Source organism: Microbacterium sp. MEC084 (assembly GCF_004514465.2).
In the GTDB taxonomy this organism is placed as follows: domain Bacteria; phylum Actinomycetota; class Actinomycetes; order Actinomycetales; family Microbacteriaceae; genus Microbacterium.
The window spans coordinates 1-18,437 of record NZ_MYFP02000028.1; the positions used below are offsets into that span (position 1 = coordinate 1).

Annotated in this window: 17 protein-coding genes and 1 pseudogene; 12 read left to right on the plus strand and 6 right to left on the minus strand. The window is 72.5% G+C overall.

The features are described from left to right. Window positions 1-72 precede the first annotated feature (72 nt). The 9 genes from B5M43_RS13965 to B5M43_RS14005 all read left to right on the plus strand — a co-directional run bounded on the left by B5M43_RS13965 (window position 73) and on the right by B5M43_RS14005 (window position 8,916). Window positions 73-1,155 (plus strand): ABC transporter permease, encoded by a 1,083-nt coding sequence (locus B5M43_RS13965; protein ID WP_230668190.1) that lies wholly within the window; start codon window positions 73-75, stop codon window positions 1,153-1,155. 51 nt (window positions 1,156-1,206) lie between these two features. Then, window positions 1,207-2,208: an ABC transporter substrate-binding protein gene (locus tag B5M43_RS13970; protein ID WP_230668194.1), complete on the plus strand. Its 1,002-nt coding sequence runs from the start codon at window positions 1,207-1,209 to the stop codon at window positions 2,206-2,208. Between the two features lie 65 nt (window positions 2,209-2,273). Next, a complete protein-coding gene (locus B5M43_RS13975; RefSeq protein ID WP_134746982.1) occupies window positions 2,274-3,041 on the plus strand; it encodes an SDR family oxidoreductase in 768 nt (255 codons plus the stop codon). Window positions 3,042-3,043: 2 nt separating this feature from the next. Further along, window positions 3,044-4,582, plus strand: a complete 1,539-nt coding sequence (locus tag B5M43_RS13980; protein WP_134746984.1) for a rhamnulokinase family protein — start codon at window positions 3,044-3,046, stop codon at window positions 4,580-4,582. Beyond that, window positions 4,579-5,334, plus strand: coding sequence for a class II aldolase/adducin family protein (locus B5M43_RS13985; protein WP_205829545.1), 756 nt, complete (start codon window positions 4,579-4,581; stop codon window positions 5,332-5,334). Before B5M43_RS13980 ends, B5M43_RS13985 begins: the two co-directional genes overlap by 4 nt. Beyond that, window positions 5,331-6,065, plus strand: coding sequence for an SDR family oxidoreductase (locus tag B5M43_RS13990; RefSeq protein WP_134746986.1), 735 nt, complete (start codon window positions 5,331-5,333; stop codon window positions 6,063-6,065). Before B5M43_RS13985 ends, B5M43_RS13990 begins: the two co-directional genes overlap by 4 nt. Next, complete coding sequence (locus B5M43_RS13995) at window positions 6,065-7,099, plus strand: zinc-binding dehydrogenase (protein WP_134746988.1); 1,035 nt, start codon at window positions 6,065-6,067, stop codon at window positions 7,097-7,099. The genes B5M43_RS13990 and B5M43_RS13995 overlap by 1 nt, the downstream gene beginning before the upstream one ends. Before the next feature lie 3 nt (window positions 7,100-7,102). Then, a complete protein-coding gene (locus B5M43_RS14000) occupies window positions 7,103-7,930 on the plus strand; it encodes a class II fructose-bisphosphate aldolase (RefSeq protein WP_374198172.1) in 828 nt (275 codons plus the stop codon). Beyond that, window positions 7,927-8,916, plus strand: a complete 990-nt coding sequence (locus tag B5M43_RS14005) for a PfkB family carbohydrate kinase (RefSeq protein ID WP_134746989.1) — start codon at window positions 7,927-7,929, stop codon at window positions 8,914-8,916. The genes B5M43_RS14000 and B5M43_RS14005 overlap by 4 nt, the downstream gene beginning before the upstream one ends. 28 nt (window positions 8,917-8,944) lie before the next feature. On the opposite strand, the gene B5M43_RS14010 is transcribed toward B5M43_RS14005, so the two are convergent. After that, window positions 8,945-10,147: an HAD-IA family hydrolase gene (locus tag B5M43_RS14010; RefSeq protein ID WP_230668197.1), complete on the minus strand. Its 1,203-nt coding sequence runs from the start codon at window positions 10,145-10,147 to the stop codon at window positions 8,945-8,947. 101 nt (window positions 10,148-10,248) lie between these two features. On the opposite strand from B5M43_RS14010, the gene B5M43_RS14015 reads away from it, so the two are divergent. From B5M43_RS14015 to B5M43_RS14025, 3 genes are all read left to right on the plus strand, one after another. Next, the gene (locus B5M43_RS14015) at window positions 10,249-11,658 is read left to right on the plus strand and encodes an L-fuculokinase (RefSeq protein ID WP_205829546.1); all 1,410 of its coding nucleotides are present in this window, start codon (window positions 10,249-10,251) and stop codon (window positions 11,656-11,658) included. Between the two features lie 58 nt (window positions 11,659-11,716). Further along, window positions 11,717-12,625: a tagatose-bisphosphate aldolase gene (locus B5M43_RS14020; RefSeq protein ID WP_134746991.1), complete on the plus strand. Its 909-nt coding sequence runs from the start codon at window positions 11,717-11,719 to the stop codon at window positions 12,623-12,625. 84 nt (window positions 12,626-12,709) lie between these two features. Continuing rightward, window positions 12,710-13,678: a LacI family DNA-binding transcriptional regulator gene (locus tag B5M43_RS14025; RefSeq protein WP_134747005.1), complete on the plus strand. Its 969-nt coding sequence runs from the start codon at window positions 12,710-12,712 to the stop codon at window positions 13,676-13,678. 389 nt (window positions 13,679-14,067) lie between these two features. Here B5M43_RS14025 and B5M43_RS14030 read toward each other — a convergent pair whose 3' ends face one another. The 5 genes and pseudogenes from B5M43_RS14030 to B5M43_RS14050 all read right to left on the minus strand — a co-directional run. Further along, window positions 14,068-15,543: a mannitol dehydrogenase family protein gene (locus tag B5M43_RS14030; protein WP_134746993.1), complete on the minus strand. Its 1,476-nt coding sequence runs from the start codon at window positions 15,541-15,543 to the stop codon at window positions 14,068-14,070. 86 nt (window positions 15,544-15,629) lie between these two features. Continuing rightward, window positions 15,630-16,622, minus strand: coding sequence for an ABC transporter substrate-binding protein (locus B5M43_RS14035; protein WP_230668200.1), 993 nt, complete (start codon window positions 16,620-16,622; stop codon window positions 15,630-15,632). A gap of 38 nt (window positions 16,623-16,660) precedes the next feature. Then, a complete protein-coding gene (locus B5M43_RS14040) occupies window positions 16,661-17,743 on the minus strand; it encodes an ABC transporter permease (protein ID WP_230668203.1) in 1,083 nt (360 codons plus the stop codon). Beyond that, the gene (locus tag B5M43_RS14045) at window positions 17,740-17,964 is read right to left on the minus strand and encodes a hypothetical protein (protein WP_230668205.1); all 225 of its coding nucleotides are present in this window, start codon (window positions 17,962-17,964) and stop codon (window positions 17,740-17,742) included. The genes B5M43_RS14040 and B5M43_RS14045 overlap by 4 nt, the downstream gene beginning before the upstream one ends. Window positions 17,965-18,106: 142 nt before the next feature. Then, a pseudogene (locus B5M43_RS14050) lies at window positions 18,107-18,406 on the minus strand (ATP-binding cassette domain-containing protein); the annotation flags it as partial. Between the last annotated feature and the right edge of the window lie 31 nt (window positions 18,407-18,437).

Genomic DNA, 18,437 nt, shown 5'->3' on the forward strand with positions numbered 1-18,437 from the left:
GACCGCACCCGCCGACCTCACCCCCGAAGGCGATCTCGTCGAGGAGGACGCCGTCACCAAGGAGCCGAACTCATGAGCACCACCAAGCCCCCGACCGAGACCGTCGCCATCGGAACGATCGACGAGCCGAGAACCGGGTTCTGGCGTGGCCTGCTGCGGGCCCAGGCCTTCCAGATCCTCCTGGTGCTGATCGTCATCGTGCTGATCTTCAGTGCGCTGGCGCCCGACACGTTCGCGCAGTGGTCGAACTTCCGCCTCATCATCCAGAACGCCTCGATCCTGGCGGTCCTCGGCGTCGGCATGACCTACGTCATCATCACCGCGGGCATCGACCTGTCGATCGGCTCGGTGCTCGTCTTCTCGGGCGTCGTCGCGGCCATGGTGATGCGCGCCATGGGCGGCAGCGACTGGGGCACCGCGGTCGTCGGCATCCTGGTGTCGATCGGGTGCGGCCTGGCGTGGGGGCTGTTCAACGGCTTCCTCATCGCCAAGGGCAAGATCCCGCCGCTCATCGTCACCCTGGGTTCGCTGGGCATGGCGCTCGGCCTCGCGCAGATCCTCACCGGTGGCGTCGACATCCGCCAGGTTCCCACGGTGCTCACCACGACGATCGGCTACGGCAACGTGCTCGGTACCATCCCGACGATCTCCGTGATCGCTCTGGTGTTCGTCGTCGTCGGCGGCATCGTGCTGCATTTCACGCGGTTCGGTCTGCACACCTTCGCCGTCGGCTCCAGTGAACTGGCTGCCCGGCGCGTGGGCGTGAAGGTCGATCGTCACCTGATCGCGGTGTACACGCTGTCGGGTGGGCTCGCGGGCGTCGCCGGCATCCTGTCGCTGTCGCAGTTCTCCACCACCGCGATCGCCGGGCAGTCGCAGACGAACCTGAACGTCATCGCCGCGGTCGTCATCGGCGGCACGTCGCTCTTCGGCGGCATCGGCACCATCTTCGGCACCGTCGTGGGCCTGTTCATCCCCGCGGTGCTGCAGAACGGCTTCGTCATCACCGGCGTGCAGCCGTTCTGGCAGCAGGTCGCCGTCGGCGCCGTCCTCATCACGGCCGTCTACATCGACCAGGTGCGTCGCACCCGGGCGATGCGCGGCTCGTCTCAAAGCCTCTGGCGCAAGTTCGTCAGCGGAGGCCGCGGCAGCTGACCGCCCGGCCGAACCACCCCCAACACAGTCAAGAGAAGAACGGTGACCACAATGAAGTGGAGTAAGAAGGCGTTCGGCATCGCAGCACTCGGCGCGAGTGCGGCGCTCGTCCTCGCCGGGTGTGCCGGCGGCAGCGGCTCGGGCGGCGGCGGCGAGACCGGCGGGGCCTCCGGCGAAGGCGGCTACAAGATCGCATTCGTCCAAGGCGTCGCCGGCGACGAGTTCTACATCACGATGGAGTGCGGCATCAAGGAGGCCGCCCAGGCGGAGGGTGCCACCGTCGAGGTGCAGGGCCCGGAGAAGTTCGACCCGACGCTGCAGAAGCCGATCGTCGACGCCGTCGTGGCCTCCAAGCCCGACGCGCTGCTGATCGCGCCGACCGACGTCACCGCCATGCAGGCGCCCATCCAGGCGGCTGCCGACGCGGGCATCAAGGTCGTCCTGGTCGACACGACGCTGGACGACCCGTCGATGGCGGTCTCGCAGATCGCCAGCGACAACGAGGGCGGCGGCGCCGCGGCGTTCGACGCCATCAAGGAGGCCCACCCCGAGGGCGGCAAGGTCCTCGTGGTCTCGGTCGACCCCGGCATCTCGACGACCGACGCTCGCGCGAAGGGCTTCGAGGATGCGGTCGCCAAGGACTCGAACTTCGAGTCTCTCGGTGTCGAGTACTCGCACAACGAGCCGGCCGAGGCCGCTCGCATCGTGACGGCGGCCCTCCAGGCCAACCCCGACATCGTCGGCATCTTCGCGGCGAACCTGTTCGCGGCGGAGGGCTCGGCCACCGGCATCCAGCAGGCCGGCAAGCAGGGTGCGGTCACAGTCGTCGGCTTCGACGCCGGCCCCGCCCAGGTCGAGGCGCTCAAGAACGACGTCGTGCAGGCGCTCGTCGCGCAGGAGCCCAGCACCATCGGCAAGGACGGCGTCGAGCAGGCCATCGCCGCCCTGAAGGGTGACGCCACGGAGGAGAAGATCCAGACCGGCTTCACCGTCATCACGAAGGACAACCTCGACGGCGAGGGCGCGGACGCGGTCTACAAGTCCAGCTGCTGAACCCGTCACACGCGGCGGCCGGGACACCCGTCCCGGCTGCCGTTCCTGACGCCCGAAAGGCCCCCATGAACTTCCCCGATCTCTCCGGACGCGTGGCCGTCGTCACCGGCGGTGCGCGTGGCATCGGCTACTCGCTCGCCTCCGCTCTCGCGCGGCAGGGGGTGAGCGTCGGACTGCTCGACCTGCTGCCCGACGTGGCGGAATCGGCGACCCGGCTCGCGGATGAGACCGGGGTCAGGACGGCATCCGCGCAGGTCGACGTGACCGACGCGGAGTCGGTGGACGCCGCCTTCGCCGCCGTGCGCGAGCAGCTCGGCACCGCGGACCTGCTCGTCACCGCCGCCGGGATCACGATCTGGGGCGACTCCGCCGAGGTCGAGCCCGGCACCTGGTCGAAGGTCATCGACGTCAACCTCAGCGGCACGTTCTTCAGCACGCAGGCGTTCGCGCGTCCGCTCCTGGCCGAGGGCCGCGAGGGCTCGGCCATCCTCATCTCGTCGATGTCGGGGCGCGTGGTGAACGTGCCGCAGCACCAGGCGTCGTACAACGCCTCGAAGGCCGCCGTCGACCAGCTCGCGAAGTCGCTCGCCGTCGAGTGGGCGCCCGCGATCCGCGTCAACGCCATCGCTCCCGGCTACATCCTGTCGGACATGACCCGCCAGTTCACCCAGGCCAATCCCGAGCTCGCCGCCGACTGGGTCGGCATGATCCCGGCCGGCCGCATGGGTGAGCCGGCGGATCTCGACGGCGTCGTGCTCCTGCTGGCCTCGTCGGCCTCCTCCTACCTCACCGGGCAGACGCTCGTCATCGACGGCGGCTACACCGCGATCTGACCGTGTCCACCGCCTATCTCGCCGTCGACCTCGGCTCCTCCAGCCTCCGGGTCATGATCGGCATCCTCACGGGCGGCGGCGCGGGCACTCCGACACTCATGATCCGCGAGGCCGGCCGGTACCCGAACGTGCCGGCCTCGCGTCCCGAGGGTCTCAGCTGGGATGTCGCCGCGCTCTGGCGCGACGTGCAGCACGGCCTGCGTGCCGGCGTCGGCATGGCGCATGCCGCCGGTGCGGAACTGCGCGGCATCGGCGTGGATGCGTGGGGCGTCGACTACGCGCGGCTGCCTGCGGACGGCACCCTGCGCGAGTTCATGCGGCATCACCGCGACGCCGACCCGCACCTCGCCGCCCGCACCTCGGCGGCCCGGGACGTCTCGGCCGACTACGCCGCGACCGGCGTGCTCGATCAGGCGATCAACACCGCCCATCAGCTGCGCCAGGATGCCGCCGCCGGCATCGGCGCAACCGACGACACCATCCTGCTGACCGCCGACGCCTTCGTGCACCTCCTCACCGGACGCGTAGGGGCGGAGCCCTCGCTGGCCTCCACCACGGCGCTGCTCGACCGCGCCACCGGCGACTGGTCGCCCGTCCTCGCCGCGGGCCTTCCCGCGCAGCTGCCGCCGATCGTGCCGACCGGGTGTTCGGCCGGCGAGACGACGGCCGAGGTGACCGCGGCGATCGGTGCCGATCGCGCCGTCCCCGTGTTCGCCGTCACCGCGCACGACACCGCCGCCGCCTTCATGGCCGTGACGGACGCCGCCGACCAGGGCACGGGCGTGGTCTCCAGCGGCAGCTGGGCGGTCGCCGGCGTCGCCGTCGCCGCGCCGATCCTCACCGAGGACGCCCGCGCGCTGGGGTTCACGCAGGAGCTCGGCGCCGGCGGCGACACCCTGCTGGTCAAGAACCTCAGCGGCATGTGGCTGCTGCAGCAGACCCAGCGGGAATGGGCCGAGGCCGACGGCGAGCAGCCGGGCTCGGTCGAGACCCTGGTGAGACTGCTCGCCGATGCCGGCCGCTCGGCGTACCGGGGTCGCTTCGACCCGGCCGATCCGGCCCTTCAGGCGCCCGGCGGTCTCGTCGCCCGGCTGGAGGAGGCGTGCAGCGCGAGCGGCGCGGGACGCCCGGCATCCCGCGCCGACCTGGTGCGCGCGATCGTCCACAGTCTCGCCACCGCCTATGCCGAGACGCTCGAGCAGGTCGAGCAACTGACCGGTCACCGGCTCGAACGGGTGCGCATCCTCGGCGGCGGCGCGCGCAACGCGCTGCTGTGCGCGCTCACCGCCGAACGCACCGGCCGTCCCGTGCTCGCCGGACCCGTCGAGGCATCGATCCGCGGCGTGCTGCTGCAGGTCGCGATCGCAGCGGGCGACGTGCTCGATGCGGCCGCGGCCCGCGCGCTGGCGGTCGACGACGGCGAAGGCGCCGACCGGCTGTTCACGCCCCCGCCGTCATCCGCGGCCCGCGCCGGCATCCCGGCCGCCGCATCCCGCCCCGCCGTTCCGGCAGCCACCACCCCGATCGGAGACCCTGCGTGAACCCGCGCGACCTGCTGACCGACCTCAGTCGCCGCCTCGGCGATCCTGCGATGGACGCCGCGGTGCTCGGCGAAGGCAACACCTCGGTGCGCGACGGCGACACCATGCTCGTGAAGGCGTCCGGCGCCGTCCTCGGTGAGGCCGAGCCCGGGGACTTCGTGCGCGTGGACCTGGCGGCGGCGCTCGCCCTCATCGGCGACGACGACGCCGGGGATGCCGAGGTCGACGCGTTCTTCGGCGAGGTCGCCGCCCGGGAGGGGCGCCGCCCGTCGGTCGAGGCGCTGCTCCACGTCGTCCTGTACGAGGCGACCGACGCACGGGTGATCGCGCACTCGCATCCCACGGCCGTCAACGCGCTGCTGTGCTCGGAGCGGCCGGAGCTGCTGGTGGACGGAGCGCTCTTCCCCGACCAGATCGTCGCGCTCGGGGCATCCCCGCTGCTTGTGCCGTACATCGACCCCGGGCTGAAGCTGGCCCGCGAGGTGCGGGCGCGGCTGCGCGGGCACAGCGAGCGCCACGGTGAGCCGCCCGCCGTGGTGTACCTGCGCAATCACGGCATGTTCGCCGTCGGGGCGAACGCCGCGCAGGTTCTCGGCATGACCGCCATGGCGCAGAAGTGCGCCCGCGCGATCATCGGTGCCGCCGCGGTCGGCGGAGTGCGCTTCATGCCGGCGAACGAGGTGACGCGCATCGAGACGCGTCCGGACGAGAGGTACCGGCGGGCGCTGCTCGCCGAGGAGGGAGCACGATGACCGCTGTGACGCTCGAGGGCAAGGTCGCCCTCCTCACCGGCGCCAGCTCGGGGATCGGCCTGGCCACGGCCCACGCCCTCGCCGGGGAGGGATGCCGGGTGGTCGCCGTCGCCCGCGACGCCGGCCGTCTCGACGAGCTGGCGGCGGCCTCCCCCGACCTCATCTCGACGATCGCGGCCGACGTGTCCGATCCCGCCTCGGCTCAGGCGATCGTCGACGAGACGCTGCGCCGCCACGGGCGGCTCGACATCGTGCTGCCGAACGCCGGCATCTACGTCGGCGGCGACCTCGTCGACGCCGCGGTCGAGGACATCGCGGCTCTCGTCGCCACGAACGTGACGGGGGTCATGGCTCTCGTGCGCGCGGCGCTGCCGCCGCTGCTGGAGCAGGGGAGCGGCGACGTCCTCGTGACGAGCTCGGTGTCGGGACACCAGGACATCGAGTGGGAGCCGGTGTATTCGGCGAGCAAGCACGCCGTGCAGTCGTTCGTGCACACCGTCCGCCGCCAGTACGCCGAGAGCGGCGTGCGTATCGGCGCGATCGCGCCCGGCGTCGTGCTCAACCCGCTGTGGGGCTTCGCGCACGGCTCGCCGGAGGAGGCGGAGCGGATCGCGGAGCGCACCGGCATCCGCTCGTCCGACGTCGCCGACACCATCGTGTTCATGCTGACGCGGCCCCCGCACGTCGTCGTGCGCGACCTCGTCCTGCTGCCGACCGGACAGCCGATCTGATGACGGGCGACACGATGCGGGCGGTGGTCTTCCGGGGTCCGGGAGACCTCGCGTTCGAGGACGCGCCGATGCCCGTTCCCGGCGCCGGTGAGCTGCTGGTGCGCATCGAGCGGCTCGGTGTGTGCGGCACGGACGTGCACCTCTTCGACGGGACGATCGGCTACGTCGCCAGCGGCCTGACCCGCTACCCGATGCGGCCCGGCCACGAGTGGTCGGGCGTCGTGGTGAGCGCACCCGACGACCGCGTGCGCGTGGGTGACCGCGTCGTCGGCGAGCCGTTCCTCAGCTGCGGCCGCTGCGCGCTGTGCCGGCGCGGACGTCGCGACCAGTGCCCGACGCGCGACGAGATGGGCGTGCGCGGAGCGACACCCGGCGCGGCCGCGGAGTTCCTCGCGGTGCCCGTCGAGAACGTCGCCGTCGTGCCGCCCGGGCTGGATGCGACCACCGCCGTGCTCGCCGAGCCGCTCGTCACGGTGCTGCATGCCCTGGGCGCCACGCGGTGGGAACCGGGGGAATCGGTCGGCGTCATCGGCGCCGGGACGCTCGGTCTCCTCGCCGCGCAGGTCGCGCGGGCGGCCGGCTCGCCGGTGACGGTGTACGCGCGGGGCGACCGCACCCCGCGGGCCGAAGGCGTCGGCGCGCACTTCGTGCCGGCCGACGCGGCGATGGCCGATGTGCACGATGTCGTGATCGAAGCCGCCGGCGGACCGGGCTCCGCCGCGCTCGCGCTGCGCGTCGCGGCGCCGACCGGCCGCATCGCGCTCGTGGGCGTCGCGTCGGCCCCGGAGACACTCGACACGACGCTCGCCATCACGAAGGGTCTCGAGCTCGTCGGGGTGCTCGGCGGCATCCCGTACCTGCAGCGCGCCGTCGCACTGCTGGCCGCGGGCGTCGTGCGGCCCGAACCGGTCATCGACCGGGTGCTGCCGTTCGACCGCTACGGCGAGGCGCTCGACCTCGTCGCGGCCGGTCGCACCCGCCTGCCCAAGATCGTGCTCGAGGTCGGCGCCGCGCCGGGCCTCGGGGAGGAGTGAGCCGTGTCCCTGTCGTCCATGCACGAGCTGCTCGACGGCGCGCGCGCCGTCGCGGCTTTCAACTTCATCCAGCTGGAGGTGGCGGAGGCGATCGTCGCGGGCGCCGAGGCCGCGGGCCACGGGGTGGTGCTGCAGCTGTCGCAGAACGCCGTCGGGTTCCACGGTGCGCTTGCTCCGGCGGCGGCCGCGGCGCTGCGGATCGCCGAGGCGTCGACCGTGCCGGTGGTCGTGCACCTGGACCACGCCACCGAGGAGGACCTGATCGACGAGGCGATCAGCCTCGGCATCCCGTCGGTCATGTACGACGGCGCGCACCTGCCCGACGAGGAGAACCTCGCCCGCACCGCGGCCGTCGTGGCTCGCGCGCATGAGGCGGGCGTCTGGGTCGAGGCGGAGCTCGGCGAGGTCGGCGGCAAGGGCGCTCACGTGCCCGGGGTGCGGACGGACGTCGAGGATGCCGCCGCGTTCGTCGCCGCGACCGGCGTGGATGCGCTCGCCGTCGCAGTCGGCAGCGAGCACGCGATGCGCGAGCGCAGCGCCACCCTCGACGAGGCGCTGATCCGGGCGCTCGCCGAGCGGCTGCGGGTGCCGCTCGTGCTGCACGGCTCGAGCGGTGTGTCGGACGCCGGCATCGACGGCGCGATCGCGGCCGGCATGCGCAAGATCAACATCGGCACGCACCTGAACGCGGTGCTGACGGGCGTCGTGCGGGCCGAGCTCGAACGGGATCCGTCGGTCATCGACCCCCGGAAGTACTTGAAGCCCGCCCGCGTGGCCGTCGCCGCAGAGGTGGAGCGGCTCGTGCGGCTGATCTCCGGGGGCGCGGCGTGAGCGCGGGAATCGTCACGCTGACCCCGGCCGGCGCCATCGACGCGACGTACCGGATCGGCATGCTGGAGCGCGGCGCCTTCGTGCGCGCGTCCTCCTACGACCGGGAGGTGAGCGGCAAGGGCGTGAACGTCGCGGCGGCGCTGCGTCTGGCAGGCGGGGCCGTGGCCGCCGTGGTCGTGCTGGGCGAGGACGACCTGGCGTTCGCCCAGCGCTCGCCGTACGCGGACATGCTGCGCGTCGTTCCCGTCCCGGGCGCGACGCGGGTCAACACGTCGGTGATCGACGGGGGCCGCGCGACGACGAAGGTCAACGCGCCGACGCCGCCGATTCCGCGGGAGGCCTGGGCGTCCACGCGGGAGGCGGTTCGAGCGGCGGGCGCGGAGACCTCGGCGAGGTGGCTCGTGATCTCCGGGACGCTGCCGGCGTTCCCGGGCGAGTCGGAACCGGTCGCGCTGGCGGACGTGATCCGCGACGCGGTGGATGCAGGCGTGCGGGTGGCCCTCGATACGAGCGGCGCCGCGCTGGCGCGGACGGCCGTCGACCCCCACGGGATCGCGCTGATGAAGCCGAACACGCTCGAGCTCGCCGAACTGGTCGGCCGGCCGCTGCGGACGATCGGCGAGGTGACGGACGCCGCGCGCGAGCTGGTGGCCCGCGGGGTCGAGACGGTGTACACCAGCATGGGCGCCGACGGCGTGCTGGTGGTCTCGGCGTCCACCGTCGTCCACGCGCACGCGTCGGCGCGGGATGTCGTGAACACGGCGGGGGCGGGGGACGCTTCGCTCGCAGGCTTTCTCGTCGGGCTCGGCGACGCCGACCCCCGGCATCCCGAAGCGCTCGCCGCGGCTGCCGCGACGGCGGCCGCGTGGGGCGCGCACGCCGTGGCGCAGCCGACGACGATCCTCCCGGACCTCGCCGACCTGCCCGCGGCGCGGGTGACCCGAGACCCGGACCCCGCGACCCCCTTGGCCGAACCCGCCGGCTGACCCGCCGCGGCGGGTGGGGTTCCGAGGGTCAGGGTGCCGGGCGCAGGCGCAGCCCCTCGGGAGTGACGTCCACGGCGATGCCGTCGAGGCCGTCGAGCACCAGATCCGCGTGGAGGTCGTCGGCGGCGAGCGTCCCCGTCAGGGCGATCACGTGGCAGCCGGCGGCGCGGGCGGCCGCGACGCCGGCGGCGGCATCCTCCACCACGAGGCATCTGTCCGGATCGACGCCCAGCCGCTCGGCGGCCGCGAGGAACGGCTCCGGGTGCGGCTTGCCGTGGGTGACCTCGTCAGCGGTCACGAACACCTCGGGCGGCGTGAACCCGGCCGCCCGCAATCGCGCCGTCGCGAGCGGTGTCGTGCCCGAGGTGACGATCGCCCGACGGGACTCGGGGATGCTGTCGAAGAACTCGCGCGCGCCCCGCACCGGCGGGAGGTCGACCGCGTCGGTCGTCTCGAACTCGGTGATGCGGGCGAGTCCCTCGGCGTGCAGATCCGGCGGAAGCAGCCGCGAGATCAAGGTGCGGGCGGGCTGGCCGTGGTTCTCGTGCAGCGCTTCGGCGGAGACGCCGTAGTGCTCGGACCACCGGCGCCATGACCGCACGACGGATGCCGTGGAGTCGACCAGCGTGCCGTCGAGGTCGAACAGCACGGCGTCGAACGTGCGGGTGAACAGCTCCGCCTCGGGGTCGACTTCGCGGCGCACGCCGAGCTCGATGAGCAGGCGGTGCAGCTGCTGGTCGGTCGACAGCTCGGCGTCGATGCGCGTGACGGGAATCGCGGGTGCGGCCGGCGGAACATCGGGACGGTGGTCGTCGCGGGCCTCACCGCGCGCAGCCCTCCGAGCGGCGAACAGCTCCGCCGCACCCTCGAGGTGCACCATGCGCAGGGACGCCGGGGCGACGGCATCCTGCAGCAGCTGCCACGCCTCACCCCCGGCGAGCTCGGCGGTGAACGGCGCCACGAGCACCACGCCACCGGCTGTGGCGATGGCGTCGGCAGCCACCGCACGCAGCGCCGCATACCGTCCTTCGCGGATGGTGGGGGCGTGCGGAGAGGTCAGCCAGTGGCCGCCGAAGACCTCCGTGCCGAGCGCGTCCAGCAGCGACGTCGTGACCGCATCCAGGTCGACGAGCGGAAGTCGGAGGGCGGTCGCCAACGCGCGCCCGAGCGTCGTCTTGCCGCTTCCGGCGACGCCGGCGACGGCGACGGCGACAGCGATCGGCTCAGGCATTTGACAGGACTCCGTCATGCATCCACCATAGACGTACCAAGTCACCGGTGTCATGCTTGATTTCACGCGGATCGCCGAAAGCCAGCCGAAGAGGAGACGCCGTGTCCGACGACGCACGCAGCGAGGGATCGCCCCGTAGCGACGGCCGCGCGCCCGAGCGGGTCGCCTCGCCGTTGTCGGCGGGCCTGGACCTCGGCAGCACCGGCCTGAAGATGCTCGTCGTCGACGCGGAGGGCGCCGAGGTCGTCAGCCACCAGGTGCCCACGCCGTGGCGCGCCGGCGACGGCGGCACGACCGAGATGGATGCCGCGGCACTCCTCGACGCCGTCCGCGCCCTCCTTCGTGAGATCGACGTCGCGCTGGCGCCGCGCACCGATGCCCCGATCGAGGCGATCGCCATCGCCGGCATGGGGGAGACCGGCATCCTCATCGATGCCGAGGGGGCCGCTGTCGCTCCGGGCTTCGCGTGGTTCGACCCGCGCGGCGCCGAGCAGGCCGCCGCCTTCCCCGACGAGATCCGTGCGGAGTTCGCCGGTCGCACGGGCCTGCCCCTAGGGGCGCAGGTGACGGTCGCGAAGCTCGCGTACCTGCGGGACGCCGGCGTGCCCCTCGCAGGAACGCGCTGGCTGAACCTGCCCGAGTTCGTGGCGGCATCCCTCGGCGGGGATGTCGCGCTCGAGTACTCGCTCACCTCGCGCACGGGGCTGCTCGACCAGGACAGCGGTCGAGCCTGGCCTGCCATGCTCGAGGCGCTCGGCCTGGACGAGACGTTCCTGCCGCCGCTGCGGGGTGGCGGCATGCCGTGGGGACGCGTCGACGCCGCCTTCGGTGCGCGCGTGACCGGGGCACTGCTGACCGTGGCCGGTCACGACCATCTCGTCGCCGCCGCGGCGAGCGGGACGCTCGACACCGACGGCTACCACGTCTCGATCGGCACCGCCGAGGTGCTCCTGCGCGTGCTCGACGCGCCCCTCGGGTTCGCCGCGCGCCAGCGCCTCGCCGACGCGCTCATCAACGAGGTGCGGCACATCGTGCCCGGCAAGCACGTGCTCGTCGCGGGCGCCAAGACCGGGCTGCTGCTGCGGCGGGCACTGCAGGCGGCGGGCGTCTCGGATCGCGCCGGGCGCGACCAGCTGGATGCCGCCGTCATGGCCGCACCGCTCGAGGGAACGCTGCCCGCCGGCGCCATCGAGGTCGCCGGCGCCCGCAACGACGACGGCGTGCTGCGCCTGACGCTCCACACCGACGGGGCGACGCCCGCGGAGATCTTCGGCGCCGTGCTGCGCCACAGCAACGACGAGGTGGCAGCCCTCGTCCAGGCGATGGATCGCGAGGTGGCACCCGCCGCCCACGCCACCCTCACCGGCGGATGGGCGGGGATGGCCTCGGTCCGTCGCGCGCGCGCCGCCGTGCTGCCCGACGTGCGGGTCTCGGCCCGCAGCGAAGAGACCGCCTTCGGCGCCGCGCGCATCGCACGGGCGCTCGTCGCCGACCACACCGTGCCGGCGTGAGCCGGAGCAGACCCCCCGGCGCCTGCCGGAGCAAGACCACTCACCAGGAGATGACACCATGACCACCACCACCGCTGTCAACGCCCTGACCACACTGGAGCGCCGTGCGCTGCAGTCGATCTCGACGCCCGACGGCAACATGCTCATCGTCGCCGCCGACCAGCGCAACGGCATGAAGGCCGCGATCAAGGACGCCCCGAACGGGTCGGACGCGATCACCCGCGACGAGCTCGCCGCCGTGAAGGCCGACCTCGTCCGTCACCTCGCCAACCACGCGCCGGCGATCCTCCTCGACCCCGAGGTCGCGCTGCCGGCGATCGTCGACGACGGCGTGCTCGCCCGCGACACCGCCCTCGTCGTCGGTCTGGACGCCTCCGGCTTCGAGACCGTGGACGGACTGCGGTACACCCGCTTCGTGCCCGGCGTCACCCCGCGCACGGTCCGCGAGCTCGGCGGCGGCGTGGCCAAGATGCTCTACTACACGCGCCCCGACAAGCAGGACGAGACCTCGCGGGTGTTCCAGGAGATCCGCGAGCTCGTCGAGGCATGCGAGGCGGAGGGACTGCTCCTCATCGTCGAGCTGCTGACCTACCAGCTCGAGGACGAGTCCGACGAGCAGTACGCCGCCGCCTTCCCCGAGCTCGTGGCCGACGGCGCCGCGCTCGCCGTCGCGGCCGGGGCGAAGATCCTGAAGCTGCAGTACCCGGGCTCCGCCGAGGCCAGCGCCGCCGTCACCGCCGCTGCCCAGGGCGTGCCGTGGGCGGTGCTGTCCGCCGGAGTGGACCACGAGACCTTCATCGGCCAGGTGACCACCGCCGTCGTGAACGGCGCCGCGGGCGCGATGGCGGGCCGGTCGCTGTGGAAGGACAGCCTCTCGTTCGACGCCGCCCGGCGTGAGGAGCTGCTGACCACGCGTGCGCTGCCGCGCCTGCACGAGCTCGCCGCCGCCGTGGACGGTCGGGCCTGAGCGCGGCGGTCTGAGCGAGCACGCCGGTAAGGTGGCCGAGGCTGCCCCGACGGGACGGGGTGCGAGGAGGTGCCGGTGACGACGATGCGGGATGTCGCCGCGCGCGCGGGCGTCAGCACGAAGACCGTCTCGCGGGTCTTCAACGACGACCCGCACGTGCTGCCCGAGACGCGGGCGCTCGTCGAACAGGCGATGCGCGAGCTGAACTACGTCCCGAACGTGCTGGCGACGACGTTCCGCGCGGGCCGCACGTCGGTGATCGGCGTTGCGGTGCCCGACATCGTCGACCCGTTCTTCGCGTCGATCGCCCGGGCGATCGAGGACACGGCGCGCGAGCGCGGCCTGTCGACGCTCGTCACGAGCCTCGGCGAGGACCCTGACGACGAGCGGGCCGCCATCGAGTCGATGCTCGGTCGCCAGCTGTCGGGCCTCGTCGTCGCCCCCGTCGGCGTCGACCACTCGTGGCTGCAGCGCTGGCGGGAGCACACGCCGATCGTCTTCGTCGACCGGGCGCCGGTCGGCCTCGAGACCGACACCTTCACCGAGGCCGACGAGGCCGGCGCGGTCGAGGCGGTGCGCCACCTGCTGTCGCATGGCCACCGCCGGATCGCCTACATCGGCGACGTCGTCCACCTGTCGACCGAGACCAACCGGCTCGAAGGGTGGCGGGGCGCGCAGCGCGAGGCGGGCATCGAGCCCGACGAGGACCTCGTGCAGGTGTTCGTGTCGGACCGGGATGCCGCCCGCGAGGCCGTCGCGCGCCTGCGGGCCCTGCCCGACCCGCCGACGGCGATCTTCTCGGCCAACGCCCGGTGCTCGATGGCGCTCGCGTCCGTCGTGCGGGACGAGCCGATCGCCCTGGTCGGCTTCGGCGACTTCCCGATGGCCGACATCCTCACGCCCTCGGTCACCGTGATCGACCAGAACCCGCGCCGCCTGGGCACCCTCGCAGCCGAGCGGATCTTCGCCCGCCTCGCCGGCACCAGCCTCGACGGCCCAGTGGCCACCGTCATGGACGTCGGCCTCGTCGAGCGCGAGTCCTGCCGCCTCTGACCCGGCTCGGTCCCGCCGCCGGCACCGGACCACCTGTCCATAACTCAGGCAGAACGGGTCGTGTGCGGGCGAAACCGGCCGAATGTGGCCGTTCTGCCTGAGTTATGCGCACGTGGCCGGCGGCATCCCGCCCGTCGGGGCCCGTGAGGACTCGGCCGCCCGTGCCGCAACTCAGCCTGCCCCGGACCACACGTCGACCGACGCCACGCCGTTCCGCGACCTTCACCGGCCGCCGGACGCGCAGTGGCTGAGTTGTGACACGCCGGTCACGGGGCCATCCTGTTCGCAACTCAGGCAGAACGGGCCTTGTGCGGCCCGAAGCGGCCGAATCCGGCCGTTCTGCCTGAGTTATGCGCACTGGCGGAGAACCGCCACCGCAGCACCGCCGCTCAGGCCAGGGCGGCGATGCTCGCGCGGGCGCCTCGCTCGGCGAGCGAGGCCCGTGCGGCGATGAAGGCCTCCCGCAGCGCGGGAGCTGTGCCGAGGTCGCCGAACACCGGCGCGTAGTCGAGGAAGGCGCCGGGCCGCTCCCGCTCCGCCGCCACGGCGGTCTGCAGCTCGGCCAGCCGGCGGTCGGCCACGGGCGTGGGAGCGCCGTCCTCGGCCGACCCCTCGAGGAACACGCTCCATGCGGCCAGGGCGAGCGCCGCGTGCGCGATCCGGCCCTCGCCGGCGAGCTGCGCCCGCACGACCGGCAGCAGGAACTTCGGGATGCGGTCGGAGCCGTCGACCACCTGCCGGGCGAGCGTGTCGCGCACGGCCTCGCTGCCGAAGCGCGCGAGGAGCTGCTCGCAGTAGGCGTCGAGGTCGATGCCGGGCACGGGGAGAAGAGTCGGGATCGCCTCCTGGTGCATGTAGCCCCGCAGGAAGCCGGCGAACAGCGGATCGGCGCACACCTCGTGGACGAAGGTCGCCCCCGACAGGATGCCGAGATAGCTCATCGCCTGATGCGAGGCGTTCAAGAGCCGCAGCTTCATCAGCTCGTACGGCTCGACATCCTCGACGAGCTGCACCCCGACCGTCTCGAACGGCGGCCGGCCGAGCGGGAAGTCGTCCTCGAGCACCCACTGCTCGAACGACTCCGAGCGCACCGGCCAGCGGTCGTCGACGCCGAACCGGTCGCGTACGAGGGCGCGCGTCTCGTCGGTGGTGACCGGGGTGATCCGGTCGACCATGGAGTTGGGGAACGACACGTTCTCGCCGATCCACGCGCCGAGCTCGGCGTCCACCCGGTCGGCGAAGCCCGTCACGGCGGTGCGCGCCACAGCCCCGTTGCCCTGGATGTTGTCGCACGACATCACCGTGAAGGGCGGCACTCCTGCCGCGCGGCGTCGCGCGAGCGCGGTCACGAGGTAGCCGAGCGCGCTCCGTGGGGCCGCGTCCCGGCCGAAGCCGTCGAGGTCGGCGAGCGTCGCCTCGTCCACCGGCGCGAACACACCGGTGGCGTCGTCGACGCCGTAGCCGCCTTCGGTGATGGTGAGCGAGACGATGCGCGTGGCCGGGTCGTCGAGCTTCGCGAGGACGGCGTCGGGGTCGTCGGGGGCGTAGAGGTACTCGACGAGCGAGCCGATCACCCGGGCGGCCTCGGTGCCGTCGGGCGCAGCCGTCACGAGCGTGTACAGGCCGTCCTGCGAGCGGAGGGCATCGCGCATCACGGCGTCGTGGGGGAGGAGACCGACCCCGCAGATGCCCCACTCGGCGTAGCCGGCGGAGAGGAGGCGGTCGACGAACATGGCCTCGTGCGCGCGGTGGAAGTTGCCCACGCCGAAGTGGACGATGGCGCTGCTGACCGCGGCTCGATCGTAGGCGGGGCGTTCGACCTCGGGAGCGAGGGCGTCGAGGTTCTCGGCGTTGAGAGCGGCCATGTCGCCATCCTCCAGGAAACGAGCGGAGAAGAAAGGGGGTCCGTGGGCGCCCGACGAAGCGGGCGCCCACGGAGTGCCGACGGATGTCAGCAGCTGGAGCGGTAGACGGCGTCCTTGCCCTCGCCGTCGAGGTTGTCCTTCGTGATGACGGTGAACCCGGTCTGGATCTTCTCCTCGGGGGTGTCGCCGTCGAGGGCGGCGAGCGCCTGCGCCACGCCGTCCTGACCGATGGTGGCCGGCTCCTGGGCGACGAGCGCCTGGACGACGTCGTTCTTGAGCGCCTCGACCTGGGCGGGACCGGCGTCGAAGCCGACGACCGTGACCGCACCCTGCTTGCCGGCCTGCTGGATGCCGGTGGCGGTGCCCTCCGCCGCGAACAGGTTCGCCGCGAAGATGCCGACGATGTCGGGGTGCGCCTGCAGCGCGGCGGTCACGATCCGGGCCGCCTCGGCCGGCTCGTTGTGCGAGTACTCGATGCCCAGCGACTCGAACTTCGAGTCCTCGGCCACCGCCGCCTCGAAGCCCTCGGCGCGGGCGTCCGAGGTCGAGATGCCGGGGTCGATCGAGACGACGAGCACCTTGCCGCCCTCGGGGTGCGCGGCCTGGATGGCCTCGAACGCCGCGGCGCCGCCGCCCTCGTTGTCGGAGGCGATCTGCGAGACCGCCATCGACGGGTCGTCCAGCGTCGTGTCGACGAGCACGACCTTGATGCCCGCGTCGGCAGCCGCCTGGATGGGCGCCTGCATGGCGGTGACGTCGGTCGGCGCGATCAGCAGCGCGTCGGGCTTGGAGGCCACGACCGCGTCGACGATCGGCTTCTGCAGCGTCGGGTCGAACTTCTCCGGACCCTGCACCTGCACCGTGGCGCCGGCTGCCTCAGCGGCGTCCTGGATGCCGCACTGCATGGAGATGTAGAACTCGTCGCCGGCGACGCCCTGCACGAACGCGATGTCGTACCCGCCGTCGCCACCCTCCGCGCCGGCGGACGCGGTCTGACCGCCGCCCGAACATCCGGCCAGGGCGAAGGTCGTCGCCGCGCCCAGCGCGACGAGACCCAGAGCAGGCTTGCTCCACTTCATCGTGATTCCCGTTCTCTCGGTGTGTTGTCGGCCGGGCGCTATCCGCGCCGGCCTCCGCTGACGAACTTGCGCCAGAGGCCTTGGGTGTTGCCGCGCATCGCCGCCGACCGGCGCACCTGGTCGACGTAGACGGCCGTGATCAGCACGGCGCCGACGGCGACCTGCTGCCAGAACGGCTGCACGCCGGTGATGACGAAGCCGTTCTGCAGCACCGCGGGGATGAACAGGCCCACGACGGTGCCGAAGATGGTGCCGATGCCGCCGAAGAGCGACGTGCCGCCGATGACGACCGCGGCGATGACGTTCAGGTTCGTCTGCGACTGCCCGGCGATCGCGGTGGTGGAGAACTGCGACAGCGACAGGATGCCGGCGAGCCCGGCCAATCCGCCCGACAGGGCGTAGATCGCGATCAGCTGCCGATCGACCTTCACGCCGACGCGGCGGGCGGCGATCTCGCTCGACCCCACCGCCAGCGTGTACAGGCCGAACCGCGTGAAGCGCAGCCCGATCGCGCCGATGACGATCACGACCAGGGCGATGACCGAGATGGTCGGGATGGTGCCGAGGATGTTGCCGTAGCCGATCGACGTCGTGAGCACCGTCGGAACCTGGCGGATGTCAACGCCGCCGGTGAGGATCTGCGCGAGGCCGAGCGCCATGCCCAGCGAACCCAGGGTGACGATGAGCGGCGGGATCTTCGCCTTGGCGATGAGGAAGCCGTTGAAGAGGCCCCAGGCAAGGCCCGAGGCGATGGACACGAGGATGCCGACGACGGCCGTTCCCCAGCCGTCGCCGCCCATCGCGCGCATCACCATGGCGGCGACCACGCCCGAGAAGACCAGGACGGAACCGATCGACAGGTCGATGCCCGCGGTGATGATCACGTACGTCATGCCCACCGCGAGCACGGCGAGGATGGAGGCGTTCTGGATGATGAGGCGGAAGTTCGACCACTGCGCGAACGTGTCGGGCGCGAGCACGCTGAAGATCAGCACGATGACGATCAGCACGAGCAGGATCTGGAACGCCTGCGCCTTCACGACGCGGCGGAAGAACGAGACCTGCGGCTCGTCGAACGTCCCGATCGCGACCGTCTCGGTGGGGGGCTTGGTGCTGGTCACAGCGTGTCCTCCTTCACGGGGGCGGTGTCGCGGGTGACGGCGCCGGTCATGAGGCCGACGAGTTCTTCCATGGAGGTGTCGCCGGCGGAGATGTTCGCCACCCGGGTGCCCAGCCGGAGCACCTGGATACGGTCGGAGACCTCCATCACGTGGGGCATGGAGTGGGAGATGAACACCACCGCGATGCCCTTGTCCCGCACCCGCCGGATGGTCTCCAGCACGTTCTGGGTCTGCCGCACCCCCAGCGCCGCGGTCGGCTCGTCCAGGAATCTCTCCCACCGGAGAGGTCAGCGACCGGACCGTGGCGCCCAGTTCGTTGAACGCCGCCCGGGACTGCGCCCGCATCTCCTTGGTCTTCATGAACCCCAGCGCCCCGCCCAGCCCGGACTGACGCACCTCCCGGCCCAGGTACATGTTCTGCACCGGGTCCAGGTGCGGAGCCAGCGCGAGGTCCTGGTACACCGTCTCGATACCCAGCGCCGACGCCTGCGACGGGGTGGACATGTCCACCTCCTGCCCATCGAACAGGATCGTCCCCGAATCGATCGCGAGGTTCCCCGACAGCGCCTTCACCAGCGTCGACTTCCCCGCACCGTTGTCACCGATCAGCGCCGTCACCTCCCCCGGGAACACCTCGAAGTCCACCTGATTGAGCGCCCGCACATGCCCGAACTGACGCGACAACCCCCGCGCC